This window comes from Bradyrhizobium diazoefficiens (assembly GCF_016616885.1).
GTDB classification, from domain to species: domain Bacteria; phylum Pseudomonadota; class Alphaproteobacteria; order Rhizobiales; family Xanthobacteraceae; genus Bradyrhizobium; species Bradyrhizobium diazoefficiens_F.
In genome coordinates, this window is sequence record NZ_CP067102.1 from 5,490,682 (window position 1) to 5,508,733 (window position 18,052).

An 18,052-nucleotide genomic window follows, 5' to 3' on the forward strand; every position below is an offset into this window, starting at 1 on the left:
AATGGCGCTGGAGATCAAGATCCTGGACTACGGCGATATTGAGCTGGAATCGAGCTTCCTGGTGCTCGGCCGCGACTGCGGCCGCACTCGCCGCGTTCTCACGCTGGGTTTTTTGATCCTTGGCGGCAAATATCCGGTCGTGGTCGACACCGGCTACCGCTCCAACCAGATCATGGAGACGCTGGGCATGCGCGGCTTGCAGTACCACGAGAACATGATCGAGAACCAACTTGCCCGCCACGGCGTGCGCATGGGCGACGTCCGCTTCGTTTGTCATACGCATCTGCACATCGACCACGCCGGCAAGGACGATCTGTTCCCGATGAACACGACCGTCGTGCTCAATCGCAAGGAGCTCGAATATTCCGTCTCCGGCCTGATGCATCCGCAATATCCGGCGCCTGACATCAAACATCTGATCGACCGGCTTCACACCAAGAGCGCGCTGCGCTTCCTCGATCTCGAAATTACCGGCCCGATCGAACTAATGCCCGGCGTCTATTGCGATGCGGCCAACGCCCACACCGAGGGGTCGATGAACATCATCGTCGAAACCGCCGACGGCATCGCCACCATCTGCGGCGATGTCATCTACGATTTCAACGACCAGATCGTCACCCCCTTCAACGAGATCCACGACTGGGAGCCGCGCACCACGGGCAACCACGGTACCACCAAGCGGGCGGAGAAGGCCGCGATCAAAAAACTGCTCAGCAACTCGCGTTATCTGCTGCCGGTGCACGATCGTCCCGCCAAGATCGAAGGCGGCAACGTCGTGGGCCGGCTCCACGATCAGGTCCCGGGCCCGATCGTGCAGTCCCTGCCCGCGCGCAATTGGTTCCCGGCCTGAGATGAACCTGAGGGCCGACCGATGACACACGTCACCTTGCGCTCCGAATTCGAGACCCTGATCGACCCTTACGCACCGGTTGCGCAGGTCGGCACAGGCTTTGACTTCACGGAAGGGCCGATCTGGCATCCGGTCGATCATTATCTGTTGTTCTCGGACATGCCGGGCGATGTGCGCCGGCGCTGGGATGCGCGGCGCGGCGTTGCCGAGGTCAAGCGTCCGTCGAACAAGTGCAACGGCATGACCTACGATGCGGAGCTCAATCTGATCGTCTGCGAGCACGCGACCTCGTCGCTGATCCGCGAGCGGCCCGACGGACGGCGCGAGGTGCTGGCCTCGCATTTTGGCGGACGGGAGCTCAACAGCCCCAACGACGTCTGTGTGCACTCCTCCGGCGCGATCTATTTTTCGGATCCCTGGTATGGCCGCATGCCGGTCTATGGGGTCGAGCGGCCGCGCCAGCTCGGCTTCCAGGGCGTCTATCGCGTCGTGCCCGGCAGCGAGCCGAAGCTGGTGGTCGATCGAACCCTGTTCGATCAGCCGAATGGACTGTGCTTCTCGCCGGACGAAACACTGCTCTATGTCAACGACACCGTGCAGGCGCTGGTTCGTGTGTTCGACGTCAATGCCGATGGCACGCTGTCGAATGCGCGCGTGTTTGCGAGCGGCATCCGGTCCGAGTTGGAGCCTGGCCTGCCCGACGGCATGAAGTGCGACCAGCATGGCAATGTCTGGGTCACGGCGCCCGGTGGCGTCTGGGTCTACTCGCCGCGCGGCGAGCTGCTTGGAAAAGTTCGTGTGCCCGAGCTCGTCGCCAACCTCGCCTGGGGCGGACCGGATTTCCGCACGCTGTACCTGACCTCGACGCATTCGGTTTACGCCATTCCGACCAAGGCCGGACCGCGCCACGAGCCCTATATGAGCGGAAGACGCAGCAGCGGCGGCGCCACGAGCGCCGGCCCCGCGGCCGCGGCGCCGATCCTGGCCGACGGCGAGTTGCGCCTCGATCCAAACCGCTGCGCCATGATCATCCAGGACCTTCAGAACGACGTCATCATGGATGGCGGAGCGTTCGCCGAGTCGGGCGCGCCCGGTCATGCGAAACAGCAGCACGTCGTCGAGAACGTGCGGCGCCTTGCGGAGACGGCGCGGGCCCGCGGCGTCGTCATCATCCATGTCTGGTTCGTGGTCGAGCCCGGCGCGCCCGGCGTGACGCTGAACGCGCCGCTGTTCGAGGGTCTCGTCGACAGCAAGGCAATGGTGCGCGGCAGCTGGGGCGCTGCACCGGTCTCGGGTCTCGAGCCGAGGCCCGGCGATTTCGTCGTGGAGAAGATGCGGATGAGCGCCTGGGAGGGCACCCGGCTGGAGACGATCCTCAAGGCCACCGGCCGCGACATGATCATCAACACCGGCGCGTGGACCAATATGTCGGTCGAGCACACTGCGCGCACTGGCGCCGACAAGGGCTATTTCATGATCGTGCCGGAAGACTGCTGCTCGACCATGAATGCCGATTGGCACTCGGCCTCGATCAAATTTGCCATGCAAAACGTTGCCGTCGTCACGCGGTCGGATGCCGTCATCAAGGCGCTGGGATGAGCGGTGGCAAAGCTTTTGCACCTCTCCTGCTCGCCCCGCGCTGACTCCGAGTCGAGCGCCGGTGCACGACTCTTCCTTGACGGCTTCCGCCAGGTTCGCCCTGACTGGGACATCGACGTCGTCGATCTCTGGCGCGAACGCATGCCGGAATTTGCCGGTCCTATTGTCGAAGCCAAATATGCGCGGATGCAGGCGCAAACCTTCAACGACGCGCAGCGGGACAGCTTTGCGGAGGCCGAGCGGATGGCCCTGCGCTTTTCGCTGGCCGACCGCGTGCTGATCTCGACGCCGATGTGGAATTTCGGCATCCCCTACAAGCTGAAGCAATGGTTCGATATCATCATCCAGCCCGGGCTCACCTTCCGCTTCGATCCAGCGCAGGGCTATCTTCCGCTGCTGAAGGACCGGCCGACCATCGTGATCCTGGCCTCCGGCAGCGACTTTGCCACCGGCATGAACCGCGGCCGCATCGACATGGCGACGCCCTACTTGCGTGAAGCGCTCCGCTTCATCGGCGTCAGCGACGTGCGCTTCGTGCCGATCGGACCGACGACTGGACCGGCCGAGCCGATCCGCGCCGCCCGTGACACCGCCCACCGCCACCTTACGGAGATGGCGAGGCGGTTCTGAGTTGCGCACGCCACCTCAGGGGACTTGGGAGAGATAAGCGCTCGCTGCTTCCCCCATCGTCATTGCGAGCGCAGCGAAGCAATCCAGACTCCCTCCGTGGAAAGACTCTGGATTGCTTCGCTGCGCTCGCAATGACGGAGTATGAGGCGGCATCGCCATTCTCCGAATCGCATTTCAGCTCCAGACACACCTTCGCGGCCTCGCGGCGCGATTCGCCCGAGCTTTGCTTGATCTCTCCACCCTCTGAAACCAAGAGGGCGCAGGGAAGACCGGGTGCTGACCTCGCACCCGCGGTCCGCTGCGCGAAAAGCACACGCAGGAAGAACCGCACAGCAGCATACAGGCGGTGCCAATCACTCGGCCTTCCCTGCGCGATGGGTTGACGGCTTATGCCGTGCTCTCCCGGGAGCCGAGTTCCTTCTGGCCTCCCTCGCCCCGCGAATCGACGATGTGGTTGACCCGGTTGGGCGCTCCACACCTCCGCGACAGGCTTGACCGTAGCAACGACGGCCAGGACCACACGGTTTTGCCGTACGCGCGTTCGCCTGTTGCCACAGGGTTCGATGGCATCGTGCACGTAGCCATCGAAATGTTGGCGAGACGAACTCAACAGCGCCGCTCATCCGCACGCGGTTGCGGGCTCACAGGGACTACCCGCCCTGCCCGCACCTTTTCGCGCCGACGCTGCCGCGTCCACCGCAAGCCCGGCTCGCAATTCGTGACGACGTACGATCGCCCCTCAAGGATGAGCCGGGATGCCCCGACACATACGCCATTTCCGAATTTCGGTAAAGCGAAATATTTTTGCGCGAGCGACTTGACGGCCCCTCGGGTGTTTTGCCCGACGGCTCAGCGTCGGCCTACAACGACTTAAGCCCGATCGACTTGATCACGGGAGCAAGGCTTGCCGTGGTGGCCTCGACAATTCGTTGAAACTTGTCCGGACTGGAATCGCTATCCGGCTCCATGCCTTGCGCGCGATACACCGCCTGCAATGCAGGATCGGCCATCGCCGCCCGTGTCGCCAGCGCGATGCGGTCAATGATCGCATCGTCTGTCATCTTGTGCGCGAACAGGCCGAACCATCCCTCATAACTGAGATCCGGCATGCCGGATTCAATGGCGGTCGGGATATCAGGCGCGCCGCTCAACCGCTTCTCGGGAGTGACCGCGAGCAGCCGTATCTTGCCGGCCTGACTGAGTTGCTGCAATTGAACGGACATGACGGCAACGACGAGAGATATCTGGCCGCTGACGAGGTCGTTGGTCGCCTGCGCGATCCCCCGATAGGGAACGTGGACGATATCCAGCCCGCCGGCCTGCTGCTTGAACAGCTCGCCGACCAGGTGATTTCCGGTACCGATGCCGGGCGTCCCGTAAGACATCGTACCGGGTCTGACCCTGGCGTAAGCGATCAGCTCCTTCAGGTTTGCAGCCGGCACCGACGGATGGGAGGCAAAAACCAAGGCGCTGCTGATCAGGCGATAGATCGCCCGGAAGTCGCCGGCAGAATAGCTGGGATTTGCCGTCGTCAGCGGGATGATGACCTGCGTGCTGCCGTTTCCCAAAAGCAGTGAATAGCCATCAGGCGCATCGCGCGCGACGGCGGTCGTCCCGATCGCGCCGCCTGCACCGCCGATGTTCTCGACGAAAGTCGGACCAAGCTGCGACGACATCCTCTCAACCCAGGGACGTCCGATCTCATCACCCGAGCCGCCGGCCCCATAGGGAATCACCAGCCGAATGGGGCGCGATGGATATCCTGCAGCGCATACGCTGCGTGGTAATCCGGCGACAGATGCTGCAAGTGCAGCTGCATTGACGAATCGTCGCCGCGAAAGGGAGGGCATGTCCTGTTCCGAAAGTAGCTTTTGATCAGTGGCGGGACCGGCTCCCAGGACACCATTCGCAGCAGGATGCAGCCATCGTCAATGGCATGTGCGATCGGCGAGACGATCACGGCTTGTGAGCAAAGCGGACATCTCCACCCGATTTTCGGCATGCTCCTCTGCGCAAGACTGACAGCTGCGCCGATGAGGCACGTTCTTCAATCGGTCTAAGCCATTATTATGACGCCAATATTTTCTCTTGCACGAGACCAACAGAGCGACGCGGAGCGCGTTGGCAGCCTTGCCCTCTGCTTTCGTCCAGTTTACTCACTGCTTCGATCTGCTAGACCAAATTCAAACATTTTTGACTCCCTGCCGAGGGGGCAATAACGCGTGCCAGACGATAACAACCATGACTCGGCCATTTCTTTTGGGCCATTTCGACTGTTTCCGAAGTCGCGCCTGCTGGAGAAGGACGGCACGCACCTTCACGTCGGAGGCCGCGCGCTCGACATCCTGATCTTCCTGGCCGAGCGGCCCGGCGAAGTCGTCGACAAGCGCGAGCTGGTCAAACGCGTCTGGGCCGACGTGAATGTGGACGACGGCAGCCTCCGCTTCCACATCGCAGCGCTGCGCAAGGCGCTCGGCGACACCGGAAAATCCGCCCGCTATGTCGTCAACGTCCCCGGACGCGGCTATTGCTTCGTCGCATCTCTCGCCCAGGTTGCAACCGCGCCCCCCGCTTCCCCGATTGATGTGCCGCTTCCCCGCTCGCTTCCCGCGCCGCTCGCCTGGGTGATCGGGCGAGACGACGTCATCGAGAAGATTTCGACCGGGCTCGCGCAACATCGTTTCGTCACCGTGGTCGGTCCCGGCGGTATCGGCAAGACCGCAGTAGCCGTGACCGTCGGCCATCGCCGGCTTGCCCATTTCGACGGCAACGTTTTCTTCGTCGACTTCGGGCCGGTGAGGAAGCCCGAACTCGTCGCGATCACCATCGCATCGACGCTCGGGCTGTCCATCAATGCGGAGGATCCGGTCCCGGCCCTGCTGACCCATCTGCAGGCGAAACCGACGCTGCTGATCTTCGACAGTTGCGAGCACGTGCTGGAGACCCTCGCGCCGCTGGTCGAGCGCGTCGTTCGCGAAGCGCCGCGGCTGCATGTGCTCGCCACCAGCCGCGAATCCTTTCGCAGCGAAGGCGAGCGGATCTTTCGACTGTTTCCGCTGGACTGCCCGCCCCGGCGCGACGACCTCGCCGTGGCCGAGATCCTCGCCTATCCCGCAGCCCAGCTCTTCGTCGAACGTATCGCGCAGAGCTCCGGGTCCTTTCAGCTCAGCGCGGAAGAAGCACCGCTGGTGGCGGATATCTGCCGCCGCCTTGATGGCATCGCGCTCGCGATCGAACTCGCGGCGGGGCGCGTCAATGCCTATGGCATCGCCGGCACGGCATCCCTCCTCGACAGCCGCTTTTCGCTGCAATGGCGCGGGCGCCGCACGGCCATCCCGCGACACCAGACGCTCAGTGCCGCGCTCGACTGGAGCTACGACCTGCTTCCCGCATCCGAGAGCGCGATCCTGCGGAGATTGTCGGTGTTCGTCGGCCCGTTCACGCCCGAGGCGGCTGCCGCCGTCGCGTCGGGCGATGGGCTCAGCGCCGCGGCGACCATGGAGGCGATCGACAATCTCGTCACCAAATCGCTGATCGCACCATCAGGCGCACGAACATTGCGTTATCGCCTGCTGGATACCACGCGCACCTACGCGCTCGGCAAGCTCAACGAGGCCGGCGAAGCGAAGCGGATCGCGCAGCGGCACGCCGAATATTTTCGCGACCTGTTCGAGCGCGCTGAAGCCGAGACCTCGGCGCCGCTGCCGGACTGGCTCGGCGTCTATGGCGCGGAGCTGGACAATCTGCGTGCTGCGCTGGATTGGGCCTTTTCGCCGGATGGCGATGCACAGCTCGGCATCGCCCTGACGGCGGTGGCGGTCACGCTCTGGATCCGCCTTTCGCTGTTTGCCGAGTGTCGCGAGCGCGCCAGAACGGCGTTGGCCGCCCTCGGTGACCACGGCGACGAGCGGGTGCGCATGCAGCTGCTGGCGGCGCTCGGCTGGTCGCTGATGTATGGCGAGGGACGCGCCCGCGAGGCCCGCCCAATCCTCGAGGCCACGCTCGAATTGGCCGACAGGCTCGACGACAAGGATTTCCGGTTACGGGCGCTCTGGGGCTTGTGCATCGACCAGTTCAACAACGGCGCGTTCGGCAAGGCGCGCGTGCTCGCCGATCGTTTTGCGGAAGCTGCGGCGAGTTCACCCGACAAGACCGATCTCATGCTGGGCGACCGGCTGACGGCCGTCGCCCTGCATTATCTCGGAGACCAGCGCGAGGCCAGGGTCCGCATCGACCGGGTCAATGCGTCCCTGCATGTGCTGGCCGCGAAGCCAAAGATCTTTCCGCTCGATGTCAGACTATCGACACAGTATTTTCGCGCCCGCATCCTGTGGCTGCAGGGTCATGCGGATCAGGCCAAGGCGCTCGCCGAGCAGAACATCCACGAAGGCCGAGCCATGGGCCACGCGCTGACCTTCTGCAGCGTGCTGGGACAGGCCGCCTGCCCGATCGCCTTTCTGGCTGGCGACTACGACGCCGCCGAGCGCTACGGGACCGAGCTCCTCGAGCATACCGATCGCCACGCCATCCGGCTCTGGGGCCTGTGGGCGCGCGCCTTCAACGCCCTCGTCATCGCCAGGCGCACCAACGTCGAGACAGGCTTGTCGCTGCTGCGCGACGAGCTCAATCGTGCCGGCGATGCGCGCTTCCTGCCGCGGTTTCTTCCCCTGCTCGGCGAGCTCGCGGCCTGTTTCGGACAGGCCAATCAGGTCCACAACGGCTTCGACACGATCGAGAACGCGCTGGCGCGTTGCAACGACAGACAGGAATTCTGGTATCTGCCGGAGCTACTCCGCATCAAGGGTGACCTGATGCTGAGAGAGACACCCCAATCGGAAGCCGCCGACGCCTGCTTTCACGAGGCGATGGAGCTCGCAACACAGCAGGGGGCGGAGTTCTGGCAACTGCGATGCGCGATCAGCATCGCTCAGTTCAGGATCGGACAGGGCCAGCACACAGAGGCACTGGCCATTCTCGATAAGGCCTGCGCCGCGCTGACCGAAGGATCCGATATCGCGGATATGCGGATCGCGCGCAGCCTGATCGCGCAATTGCGAACCTGATCCGCCCGTCCTGCCCCAAGGGTATTCGACCCGAACATCAACGCCGCGTCCCGGTCGCGGAACGCGGCACCGCGCTGCTCGCTTCATCCCGCCCGGGGAATAAATCCGGGCACGCCGGTCTCGACCACCGTGTTGAACCTGATGCTCGTCGTGATCTGCTCTCGCATCTCCCGCATGGCGTCTTCAGGCATGGCTGAGATATCGAAATTTTCCTGGATACGGCCAGGATTGGTCGACGTCGTCAGGAAAGCAGTGCCGCGCTGGACCGCCCAGGCCAGAGCAATCTGAGCCGGCGTCTTGTGCAGGCGCTCCGCGATCGCGGTGATCACCGGGTCGGCCAGGACGTTTGGCTTCATGGCGTGTCCCAGCGCTGCAAACGCCTGGAGCACGATCCCGTGCTCTCGACAGAAATCGAGCAGTTCCCATTCGGGAAGATACGGATGCGATTCGACCTGCACCATGGCAGGCCTGATCCGCGCGACCGCAACGATCTCGCGCAGCTTTTCCAAGGTAATGTCCGACAGGCCGATCGACTTGCAGTGTCCCTCGTCGACGAGGCGCTCCAGCGCGTGCCACGTCTCCACCAGCGTAACTCCTGAGTCATAGATGACCCGACCGTGCTCGTCCCTCGGGTCCTGCTCGTCGCCGGGTTGAAAGGCAAAGGGCGTGTGCATGATGTAGCAGTCGATCTCGTCCAGTTGCAGCCGCCGGCGGCTAGCGTCGAAGGCAGGCTTGACCCGCTCGGGCCGATGATTGGTGTTCCATAGCTTCGTCGTAACGAACAGGTCCTGTCGCTGAAGCTTCCTCGCCTTGAACGCCTCCTGCAGCGCATCGCCGACCGCCGCTTCGTTGCGGTAGCGCTCCGCGCAATCGAGATGTCGGAATCCCGCCTCCAATGCAGCCTTGGTGGCCTCCTTGGTCACGACCGGGTCCGGAATGAGCGTGCCAAACCCCACCGCGGGAATCGTCCCGGACTCATGGGTGGGAATCCTCGTGTAGCGAAGTGAATCGGAGGTCGCCATGGTGATACTCCTTGTTGACCGCCCGCCGCGCGATGCGGACAGGTCGATCGAGGTTACGGACACGATGTCATTTCACGACAAGCCGGCCGGCCGCGGCTTGCGGAGCAGGAACACGAGCGGGATCACCACGAGCATCGCGAACATCAAGATCTCGAACTGGTCGATGACCGCGACTGTGGCCGCCTGACGCGTGACCATGCCGTTGAGCGCGGCGAGGCCTGGCTTGCCAACACAGCCTCCAACGAAAGCGGCGACCCGGTATGGCGTCAGGTTCTTTGCGAGTGCGATGTGCACGGCTTGAGTGTTGGCGTAGAAGAAAAGCTGGACCACCGCGATGCCGATGGTACTGCCATAGAGGCGCGACAGGTTGATCAGCGCGCTGCCTTCCGGGCGGAGCTTCGGATCGAGCGTGCCGAACGCAGCTCTCGCAAGCGCCGGCAACAACATGCCGATGCCGGCCCCCTGGAGCAGGCCGGCCTCGACCACCGGCCGCCAGTCCATTGCGGGTGAATAGCCGAGCATCAGCCAGTTGGCATAGACCACCAGCGCCATCCCGCCCATCAGGAACGGGCGATAGTCGACTTGCGCCGGAACCAGGCTCGTCAGCACCAGCGCGCCCACCAGCGCCACGCCGCGCGGAATCGTCATGTAGCCAGTGGTGTCGACGGGGTAGTTGAGCAATTCCTCCAGCATCGAGGACGTCAACGCGAGGGTCGGCAACAGGACGAAGCCGAGCGCGAACGAGATGACCGTCGAGAGCACGAGATTGCGATCCCTGAACAGCGCGGTGCGGAGAAAATGCTCCCTTGTTGTCATGACGTGGACGATGAAGAGATAGAAACCGAGGACCGAAGCGATCGCTTCGATCCAGATCTCCGTCGAGGCGAACCATTCGAGACGCTCGCCACGATCGAGCAGCATTTGCAGTCCGATCATGCCGACGGAAAACGTCGTCAACCCGAAGAAGTCGAAAGACTTGCTCTGCTCCGCGCGCTTCTCGCCCAGCAACTGGGCCATCGTCAGGAAGATGAAGCCCGTCATCGGCAGGCTGAAATAGAAGATCGAAGGCCAGCCGCAGTATTCACTGAGCCAGCCGCCGATGGCGGGGCCGGTGCTGATGCCGAGCAGGGAGCACACAGTCCATGCCAGGCTCATGCGCGCGTGCCGCGGCGGCGGCGTCACCTCGAGCAGGATCGCCAGCGAAAGCGGCGCGAGCGGCCCGCTTGCCAATCCCTGGAGAATCCGTGCCAGCACGAACTGGATCGACGTCGTCGCCAGCGTGCTGAGGACGAGACCTAGCACGAAGATCGCGATCGAGCTCTGATAGACCGCCTTCCGGCCATAACGACCCGCGAGCCATTGCGTGATCGACATGGTCACGGCGCTCGCCGCGATGTACGACGAAAACACCCAGCCGACCTCGTCATTGGCCATCGCGAGCGTCGCCTGAATATGCGGTAGCGCCGCGTTCGGTATCGATATGTTGACGGCCTGCATGTAGGTCGCCATGAGGGCCGCCGCGGAGATTGCACGATAACCGCCGGGCGCAGCGGTCGATGGGCGAAGCGTACTCATTTGCCCTCCGTCGCGAGCGCGGGTTGGAGCAGATGCGGCCAGGTGCGGCGAAAGCCGGTATCGACCCGGGCCGTCACGCTGATGCCCGAGAACAACGGCCGGTTCGGATCGAGATCATCGAGTTCGAGACGCACCGGCAGACGTTGGACGACCTTGACCCAGTTTCCGGTCGCGTTCTCGGGCGGCAGGACCGAGAAGTCAGACCCGGTCCCGGGACTCATGCTGACGATATGCGCCTTGAACTTGCGGTCCGGATAGGCGTCGACGTCGACCGTCGCCTCCTGGCCCGGATGCATATGAGTTAGGCCTGTCTCGCGAAAGTTCGCCTCGATCCAGACGTGCCGGCTCGACATCAGTGAGAACGTGGCTGCGCCGGCGCTGACGAAGCCGCCGATCTGCAGATCGTCGACCTTCGTCACGATACCGTCGTCGGGGGCCGTCACGGTGGCATAGGACAGATCGAGTCGCGCGCGGTCGAGCTGAGCCCTGGCGGCGCGAACGGTTGGATGGCGGTCGATGTCGATATCAGGGTCGCCATTGAGCGCGACTACCGTGTTGGCGATCTGCTGCTCGATCGACGCCATGCGATGGCGGGAGACCTTCATGTCCGTCTCGGCCCGCTCATAGACCGCGCGCGGCGTGAAATCGGAGGCGACCAACATCCTCTTGCGGTCGAACTCGCGTTCGTCGAAGGAAGCCGATTCCCTGGCCGATTGCAGTTCTGCCTGCTGTTGACGGTAGGTCGCCTTGAGAGCGTCGATCTGAAGGCGCGCGCCGCCAAGCCTGGCTTCCGCCTGATCGACGGCGATCTGATAGGGCTCCGGATCGATTCGAAACAGCACTTGGCCTTGTCGAACGCGCTCGTTGTTCCGCACGGCGACTTCAACCGCTTGACCGGAAACCCGAGCGTTGATGGTCACCTTGGCAGCCCGGACAAACGCGTCGTCGGTTGAGACGAATTGCTCCTGGGCGAGATACATCGAGACGCCGATCGCAGCCGCGACGATCGGAACCGCCAGCATCAAAGGACCGCGCAGCCGCCTGCCGAGCTCCACACCAGGCAGCCGCCCAACAGCTTCGCTCCCGCGGAAGCTCTTGTGATCGCCCAACCAGCCGGCGATTGGCGCAAAATTCAAACGCATCGAAGACCTCACGTCCGATTTATTTAATAACGCTCGTTACAAATACTGTCGCGTGGATCCGCAATCAAGGCCCCGCTCATTGATTTTTATAACGGCCTATACAAATATATCAGACGATCGAGCAGCCGAGGTTTTGACAATATGGCGCGGAAAACCAGCAAAACGGGACCCGCACGGCGGGGGCGGCCACCTGCCTATGACGCACAGGCAGCCCTCAAAAGGGCCACCGACTCCTTCTGGAAGACCGGCTACTCCGGAACTTCCCTGGACAAGGTGGCGGCCGCCACCGGGATGAGTCCGCCGAGCCTCTATGCCGTCTTCGGCAACAAGCATGCCCTCTACCTGGAGGCACTCGCACGCTATTGGGACATCAGCCTTGCCGCGACCCGCGAGGCCCTCGCGGGGGACCATCCGTTGGACGAAGCGCTGATGCTTGCCTTCGACGCAGCGCTGTCCATCTATTTTTCGGGCAAAGGGCACGCGCGTGGCTGCTTCGTGGTCGGAACCGCAGTCACGGAAGCCGCGGAAGATGCGGCGATCCGGAAAAGCGTTGCGGCGGGACTTCGCGCGATCGACGCTGATTTCGAAGCGCGATTCCGCCTTGCACAAGAGAAGGGCGAGCTGAAGCGCGATGCCGATCCCGCGACCCTCGCGATCCTCGCTGCGGCCACGATGCATACCATTGCGATTCGTGCCCGTGCTGGCGCTTCTCGTGCCGAATTGAGGGAGATTGCCCGGAAGGCGGTCGATGTGATCTGCGGATGACGAGCGGCGGCGCGCCGGGCGGCAACGCGATGAGGATAGCCCGCACATTCGCGCCCCGCCTTCTCGTCAGAAATTAGCGACCGTTTCCAGCCGAAGACCAGCGCATTCCTGTTCCGGCCTCACGCGCGTGCGGTCGCCCTCGCTAGCCTCCCGCAGCGACCGCGCGCCGCGGCAGCTTCCAGTCCGGCCTGATGAAATGGCAGGTGTAGCCATCGGGATAGCGTTCGAGATAATCCTGATGCTCTGGCTCAGCTTCCCAGAACTCGCCGGCCGGCGCGATCTCGGTCACCACCTTGCCGGGCCACAGACCCGATGCCTCGACGTCGGCGATGGTGTCTTCGGCGATGCGCTTCTGCTCGTCCGACGTGTAGAAAATCGCCGAACGGTAGCTCGCTCCCAGATCGTTGCCCTGGCGATTGAGCGTCGTGGGATCGTGGATCTGGAAGAAGAACTCCAGCATGGTCCGGAAGTCGGTCTTGGCGGGATCGAACATGATCTCGATCGCCTCGGCATGACCTTCGTGATTGCGATAGGTGGCGTTCTTCACCCGACCGCCGGTGTAGCCGACCCGCGTCGAGATCACGCCGGGCTGCCTGCGGATGAGATCCTGCATGCCCCAGAAGCAGCCCCCGGCCAAAACTGCGCGCTCTGTCGTCATTTGATGCTCCATCTGCTGCGTCGGGACGGCCGCGATTCAAGCGGATACGCCCTATCCCCGACACGCCCGGGACTTTGCCTTCATCGGGCCGATGCTGGCAAGTCCCGGGGGCAGTTCCCAGTTCGGCTAGGTCAATTTGGCGTCGAGCGTGATCTCTGCGTTGAGCACTTTCGACACCGGACAGTTCTTCTCGGCCTCACCGGCGATACGAGCAAAGCCGGCGTCGTCGAGATTCGGCACCTTGGCGCGCAAGGTCAGCGCCGACTTGCTGATCTTGAAGCCCTTGCCTTCAGGATCGAGCGTGACTGCAGCTTCCGTTGAAAGCTCGGTCGGCGTGAAGCCGGCGAGCTGAAGACCGAAGGCCAGCGCCATGGTGAAGCAGCCGGCGTGTGCCGCTGCGATCAATTCCTCGGGATTAGTGCCCTTCTCGTTCTCGAAGCGCGTCTTGAACGAATAGGGCGTCTCGGCGAGCACGCCGGATTCGCTCGATAGATGGCCGGTGCCATCGCGGCCGGTGCCCTGCCATACTGCTTTTGCCTTTCGGATCATCTCGTTTCTCCGTGTTTGCTTGTGGTTGTTTGGCGGCGCTCCGCATCGGTGGAAGGCTCTCCCGGCGCCGCCGCCGTGTCGCCTTCCAACCAGTCGAGCGCCGCAGCGGTTCCATCAGATGCCGATCTGTCCGACGTGGAAGCCCAGCCGGTTCTCGACGTCGCCCGCGCGGTGAAAACCACGCGCCATCAGCGCCTTGATCCTGGTCTGGCTTGCAGAACGACCGAGAGCGGCTATGAAAGCACCCCATTCCGGTTTGATCTCCTCATCCGGCGGCAGGCTCGCGACATCGACCAGACGCTTGGTCTCGGCAATCGCATCCTTGTCGAAGGACGCGATACGCATGGCGAGTGCCTCGACGAAACCATCGAGCTCAGCATCCGGCAGCGATCGGTTCACATAACCGTAGCGTTCGGCAAGATCGCCGCGAATGTCATCGGCGCTTAGCAGCACTTCGAGCGCACGACCGCGACCCATGAGGCGGGGCAGCCGCGCCATCGGTCCGCCGCCGGGCACCAGGCCCGCGCCGACCTCCCATTGCGACAGGATCGCCCTCTCGCGGCTGGCAAAGCGCATGTCACTTGCGAGCGCAAGCTCACTGCCCACACCGGTCGCCCGGCCCCTGATTGAAGCAATCGACACCACCGGTGCCCGGCTCAGGCGCACCAGCATGTCGGGCAGCGCCTGTAGCCCGGTTGGCCCCGGCGGGACATTCAGAGAGTCCTCCAGCGGCGCGAGGAAATCGTAGTGCGTGATGAAGAACCCCTCGACGGCACTGTCAAACACAACGACCTTCACCTGCGGATCGGTTTCGATCGTCGTGATGATATCGTTGAGCAACGGCAGGTGTCTCGGGCCAAAGATGTTCACCGGCGGCATGTCGAAGGTGACACGCCAGTATGTCGGCAGGCGTCGCTCCAACCGGATCTCATTTGCTGTGAAATTGCGTTCGGGACGATTCATGTTTTCACTCCTGATATGTGTTTGAAGGAAGGGGATCCGCGTCCCGCTCAACTCAGATCGACTGGCGCAGCGGCCGGAACGCGGTGCGCATTTCCGAGCAAAATAGTGCGGGCTGCTCCCAGGCCGCGAAGTGGCCGCCTTTGTCGAGGCGGTTGTAGTGAATCAACTTCGGATAGGCCTTCTCGGCCCAGCTGCGCGGCGCGGCGTAGATCTCGTCCGGGAAGACGCTGACGGCGACCGGGATGTTCACATGCTTGGGCGCGAAGAACACCAGCTTGTTCTCCCAGTACAGACGCGCCGATGACACCGCCGTGTTGGTGAGCCAGTAGAGCGCGATGTTGTCGATCACATCATCCCGCGACAGCCCTTCGGTCTTGCCGTCGAACACGCGCGCGATCATCGCGGCGCTGCGCGCGTCGTGATCGAGCATCCAGGAGGCCAGGCCCGCCGGCGAATCCACCAGGCCATAGAGGGTCTGCGGCCGGTTCGACATCTCGATCGCATAGCCGAGCCCATGCTTGTAGAAATCGTCGAGCTGATCGTAGGCATGATTCTCGTCCGCCGAGAGGCCAGATGGCTTCGAGCCACCGGGCTGAAGCGACTTGGCGATGTCGTTGGGAACGGTCGCGGGCATGTTGGTGTGGATGCCGAGCAGCTCCGGCGGCGCCAGCAGCGCCATCTGCTCGGTGACCGCATTGCCCCAGTCGCCGCCCTGGGCGACGTAGCGGTTGTAACCAAGTCGCTTCATCAGCACGACCCAGGCGCGTGCCACACGCTGCGGATCCCAGCCAAGCTCGGTCGGCTTGCCGGAGAAGCCGTGACCGGGAAGCGAAGGAATCACGAGATCGAATGCATCTGCGGCTGTTGCGCCGTGCGCGGTCGGATCGGTCAGCGGACCGACGATCTTCATCTGCTCGATGATCGAGCCCGGCCAACCATGGGTCACGATCATCGGCAGGGCATTCTCGTGCCTGGAGCGCACGTGAATGAAGTGAATGTCGACACCGTCGATCTCGGTGACGAATTGCGGCAACGCGTTCAGCCGCGCTTCCATCTTGCGCCAGTCATACTCGGTCTGCCAGTAACGCACGAGCTGCTGAACCGTCGTGAGCTGCACGCCCTGCGATTGATCGGCGACGATCTCGCGATCCGGCCAGCGCGTCGCAGCGAGACGGCGGCGCAAATCGAGCAGATCTTCCTCGGGCACGTTGACGTGGAACGGTCGGATTGCCCCGCTCACGGCGGCTTTCGCCGAATGCAGCGGCAACAGGCTTGCCATGCTGGCGGCAACGGCGCCCATCGCGGCCTGGGTCAGCAACTGGCGGCGGTCGGGGTTCAGGATGTCGGCTCGTGCTTGCGTCGTCATTTTGGATCTCCCTCGGTTCGATTGGTGACGTTGACCGAATTGCATCGACATATCGGTTCGTCCTGCTGGGAGAATGGATCAAGCAATCGCAATTAGCTCGTTATGGATTGTTAGGCTGCGTTAGCCGTTGCGAGTCGTGACGAGGGATGATCTTCGCAAGATGCGTCATGCAAACGCATCACGGCGCGCGATGAACCATCGCGCGCCGTGAACATTGATCCAACCATCGACGCTCGCGCTTCAGGTCGGCAGCGGCTGGCCGGCCTGCTCACGCACGATGTAGTCGGCGTACCAGTCCTGCCAGTTCTCGTCGTGAACCCCGGTACGCTTCTCGTGCTCACCATGCGCCGCCGCCGCGCGGCGCAACGCACGTGCAAGTTCGCTCGACGAGGTGAAATTGGTGTCGGTCGCCTCGATCCGGCCGGGCAGCCGTGTTGTGACTTCCTGGAAAAACCAGCCGTTGCCATCGGGATCCCTGAAGGAGGCAAACGAGCTATAGCTGCCGCGTTTTGGATCCGCGCCGTTGAGCCGGACGCTGCCGAAGAGGTACGGCTCGTCCGCCCCGGCGTGAACGTCGCCGCCGCCGTGGAAGGGTTCGCTGATCTTGACGCCGCGCGCGAGCAGGTCCTGCCGGGCCGCGTCGAGATCGGACACGATCAGGTACAAGCCTTGCGCCGAACCGGGCGCGGCGGCTGTGACGTTCTTGCCGAAGATCACGGAACAGGCCGAACCGGGCGGCGTAAACTGGATCACGCGCCAACCGTCTTCCGAGGCGAAATCGGCGTCCAGTCTCCAGCCGAGGCTCGCATAAAATGCCTTGGCCCGGTCTACGTCCGACACAGGAATCACGATGACCTCGAGCTTGAGATCGACTGCACGCGATTTCTCTGGCTTGTTCTCTGGCTTGGCGTCGGCCGGATGATTCAACTCGGCGGTGGTCATGTCAAACTCCCTGGTTTGAGGTGCGGGCTCGCGACCGAGGCTCGCTTCTGGCACCACGACTTTCGCGCAGACTGGGGAATAATGCTCGCTATCGGTTGTTATGGCTCGTTAGCGATTGTGAGCGCGGCCTCCTCAGGTGACCGCGAGCGGCATTGCTATTGTCACGCGTGTACCGCCCTGCCCGGCCTCGCCCTGCATCCGCGCACTGATGCTGCGCGCCAGGCCTTCCAGGATCCGGCTGCCGGCGCCCTGCAGCGGCCCGACCGCGCCGACACCATTGTCAGTCACCGTGCAGAGCCAGCTGCCCTCGCGGTTCGCCACCTCGATGCGGATCAGCGCGCTCTTCTTGTTCGGAAAGGCATGTTTTGCCGCATTCGTGACCAGCTCCGTCAGCATCAGCGCAAGCCGGTGGCACTGCCATGCCGGCAGCGTGCCGCTTTCGATCGATGCCTCGCAGCGAATACCGGCCGGTTCGAGCACCGCCTCGGACAGCGCGCCGCAGAGGCCTCCAAAGAAAGCCTCGACAGAGATCATCGCCAGATCGTCATTGTCGGACAAAAGTTGATAGAGCCTGCCGAAGGCGACGATGCGCCGCTCCAGCCGGTCCACCGCAACCGACATGTCCTTGGTCCCGGCCCGCGTGAAGTCGCGACGGACTGACGCACCCAAGAGCGTCAGGGTGTTCTTCATGCGATGGTGCGACTCGCGCAGCACGAGTTCCCAGTCACGCGAGACATCGTCAAGATTGGCGACAAAGTGAGGGCGAACGGCTCTGTCGTTCGTCCGAGAGCTGATAGCGACCATCATAGCCTCCCCGTTGGAAATGGGCCTAATTCGAAGGCTATACTGATGCAGACCCGCGGCTCACGCTCGTTAGACGTTGCAAGATTGTGTTATGGTCGCATGCGCAAGACGCTAGCAGAACATG

Annotated in this window: 15 protein-coding genes; 5 read left to right on the forward strand and 10 right to left on the reverse strand. The window is 63.3% G+C overall.

The genetic code is table 11. The features are described from left to right. The first annotated feature begins 1 nt into the window (after position 1). Genes JJC00_RS25725 through JJC00_RS25735 form a run of 3 tightly spaced genes read left to right on the forward strand, consistent with a single transcriptional unit; the run spans position 2 to position 3,079 of the window. Complete coding sequence (locus JJC00_RS25725) at positions 2-850, forward strand: MBL fold metallo-hydrolase (protein WP_200468672.1); 849 nt, start codon at positions 2-4, stop codon at positions 848-850. Positions 851-871: 21 nt separating this feature from the next. Further along, the gene (locus JJC00_RS25730) at positions 872-2,449 is read left to right on the forward strand and encodes an isochorismatase family protein (protein WP_200468673.1); all 1,578 of its coding nucleotides are present in this window, start codon (positions 872-874) and stop codon (positions 2,447-2,449) included. Positions 2,450-2,452: 3 nt separating this feature from the next. Continuing rightward, positions 2,453-3,079: an FMN-dependent NADH-azoreductase gene (locus JJC00_RS25735; protein ID WP_200468674.1), complete on the forward strand. Its 627-nt coding sequence runs from the start codon at positions 2,453-2,455 to the stop codon at positions 3,077-3,079. A gap of 860 nt (positions 3,080-3,939) precedes the next feature. On the opposite strand, the gene JJC00_RS25740 is transcribed toward JJC00_RS25735, so the two are convergent. Continuing rightward, on the reverse strand, positions 3,940-4,929 hold the full coding sequence (locus JJC00_RS25740; protein WP_200468675.1) for a Bug family tripartite tricarboxylate transporter substrate binding protein: 990 nt from the start codon (positions 4,927-4,929) through the stop codon (positions 3,940-3,942). A 372-nt stretch (positions 4,930-5,301) separates the two neighbouring features. Here JJC00_RS25740 and JJC00_RS25745 point away from each other — a divergent pair, with 372 nt between their 5' ends. Then, entirely contained in the window at positions 5,302-8,142 is a 2,841-nt protein-coding gene (locus tag JJC00_RS25745; protein ID WP_200468676.1) for an ATP-binding protein, read from the forward strand. Positions 8,143-8,225: 83 nt separating this feature from the next. Here the strand turns inward: JJC00_RS25745 and JJC00_RS25750 are convergent, their stop codons facing one another. The 3 genes from JJC00_RS25750 to JJC00_RS25760 form a co-directional block, all read right to left on the reverse strand. Then, on the reverse strand, positions 8,226-9,164 hold the full coding sequence (locus JJC00_RS25750; RefSeq protein ID WP_200468677.1) for an aldo/keto reductase: 939 nt from the start codon (positions 9,162-9,164) through the stop codon (positions 8,226-8,228). A 72-nt stretch (positions 9,165-9,236) separates the two neighbouring features. Beyond that, positions 9,237-10,739 (reverse strand): MDR family MFS transporter, encoded by a 1,503-nt coding sequence (locus tag JJC00_RS25755; protein ID WP_200468678.1) that lies wholly within the window; start codon positions 10,737-10,739, stop codon positions 9,237-9,239. Next, complete coding sequence (locus tag JJC00_RS25760) at positions 10,736-11,881, reverse strand: HlyD family secretion protein (RefSeq protein ID WP_200468679.1); 1,146 nt, start codon at positions 11,879-11,881, stop codon at positions 10,736-10,738. Before JJC00_RS25760 ends, JJC00_RS25755 begins: the two co-directional genes overlap by 4 nt. Before the next feature lie 141 nt (positions 11,882-12,022). Here JJC00_RS25760 and JJC00_RS25765 point away from each other — a divergent pair, with 141 nt between their 5' ends. After that, on the forward strand, positions 12,023-12,646 hold the full coding sequence (locus JJC00_RS25765) for a TetR/AcrR family transcriptional regulator (protein ID WP_200468680.1): 624 nt from the start codon (positions 12,023-12,025) through the stop codon (positions 12,644-12,646). Positions 12,647-12,788: 142 nt separating this feature from the next. Here JJC00_RS25765 and msrA read toward each other — a convergent pair whose 3' ends face one another. The 6 genes from msrA to JJC00_RS25795 form a co-directional block, all read right to left on the reverse strand. Further along, positions 12,789-13,304: a peptide-methionine (S)-S-oxide reductase MsrA gene (msrA, locus tag JJC00_RS25770; protein ID WP_200468681.1), complete on the reverse strand. Its 516-nt coding sequence runs from the start codon at positions 13,302-13,304 to the stop codon at positions 12,789-12,791. A 126-nt stretch (positions 13,305-13,430) separates the two neighbouring features. After that, the gene (locus tag JJC00_RS25775) at positions 13,431-13,853 is read right to left on the reverse strand and encodes an OsmC family protein (RefSeq protein ID WP_200468682.1); all 423 of its coding nucleotides are present in this window, start codon (positions 13,851-13,853) and stop codon (positions 13,431-13,433) included. A gap of 114 nt (positions 13,854-13,967) precedes the next feature. Continuing rightward, positions 13,968-14,816 carry an enoyl-CoA hydratase/isomerase family protein gene (locus tag JJC00_RS25780; protein WP_200474237.1) on the reverse strand — a complete coding sequence of 283 codons (849 nt, stop codon included), beginning with the start codon at positions 14,814-14,816 and terminating at the stop codon, positions 13,968-13,970. Positions 14,817-14,868: 52 nt separating this feature from the next. Continuing rightward, the gene (locus tag JJC00_RS25785) at positions 14,869-16,182 is read right to left on the reverse strand and encodes an epoxide hydrolase family protein (RefSeq protein WP_200468683.1); all 1,314 of its coding nucleotides are present in this window, start codon (positions 16,180-16,182) and stop codon (positions 14,869-14,871) included. A 240-nt stretch (positions 16,183-16,422) separates the two neighbouring features. Further along, positions 16,423-17,124 (reverse strand): VOC family protein, encoded by a 702-nt coding sequence (locus tag JJC00_RS25790; protein ID WP_200468684.1) that lies wholly within the window; start codon positions 17,122-17,124, stop codon positions 16,423-16,425. 132 nt (positions 17,125-17,256) lie between these two features. After that, the gene (locus tag JJC00_RS25795) at positions 17,257-17,928 is read right to left on the reverse strand and encodes a sensor histidine kinase (protein WP_200468685.1); all 672 of its coding nucleotides are present in this window, start codon (positions 17,926-17,928) and stop codon (positions 17,257-17,259) included. Positions 17,929-18,052: the final 124 nt, after the last annotated feature.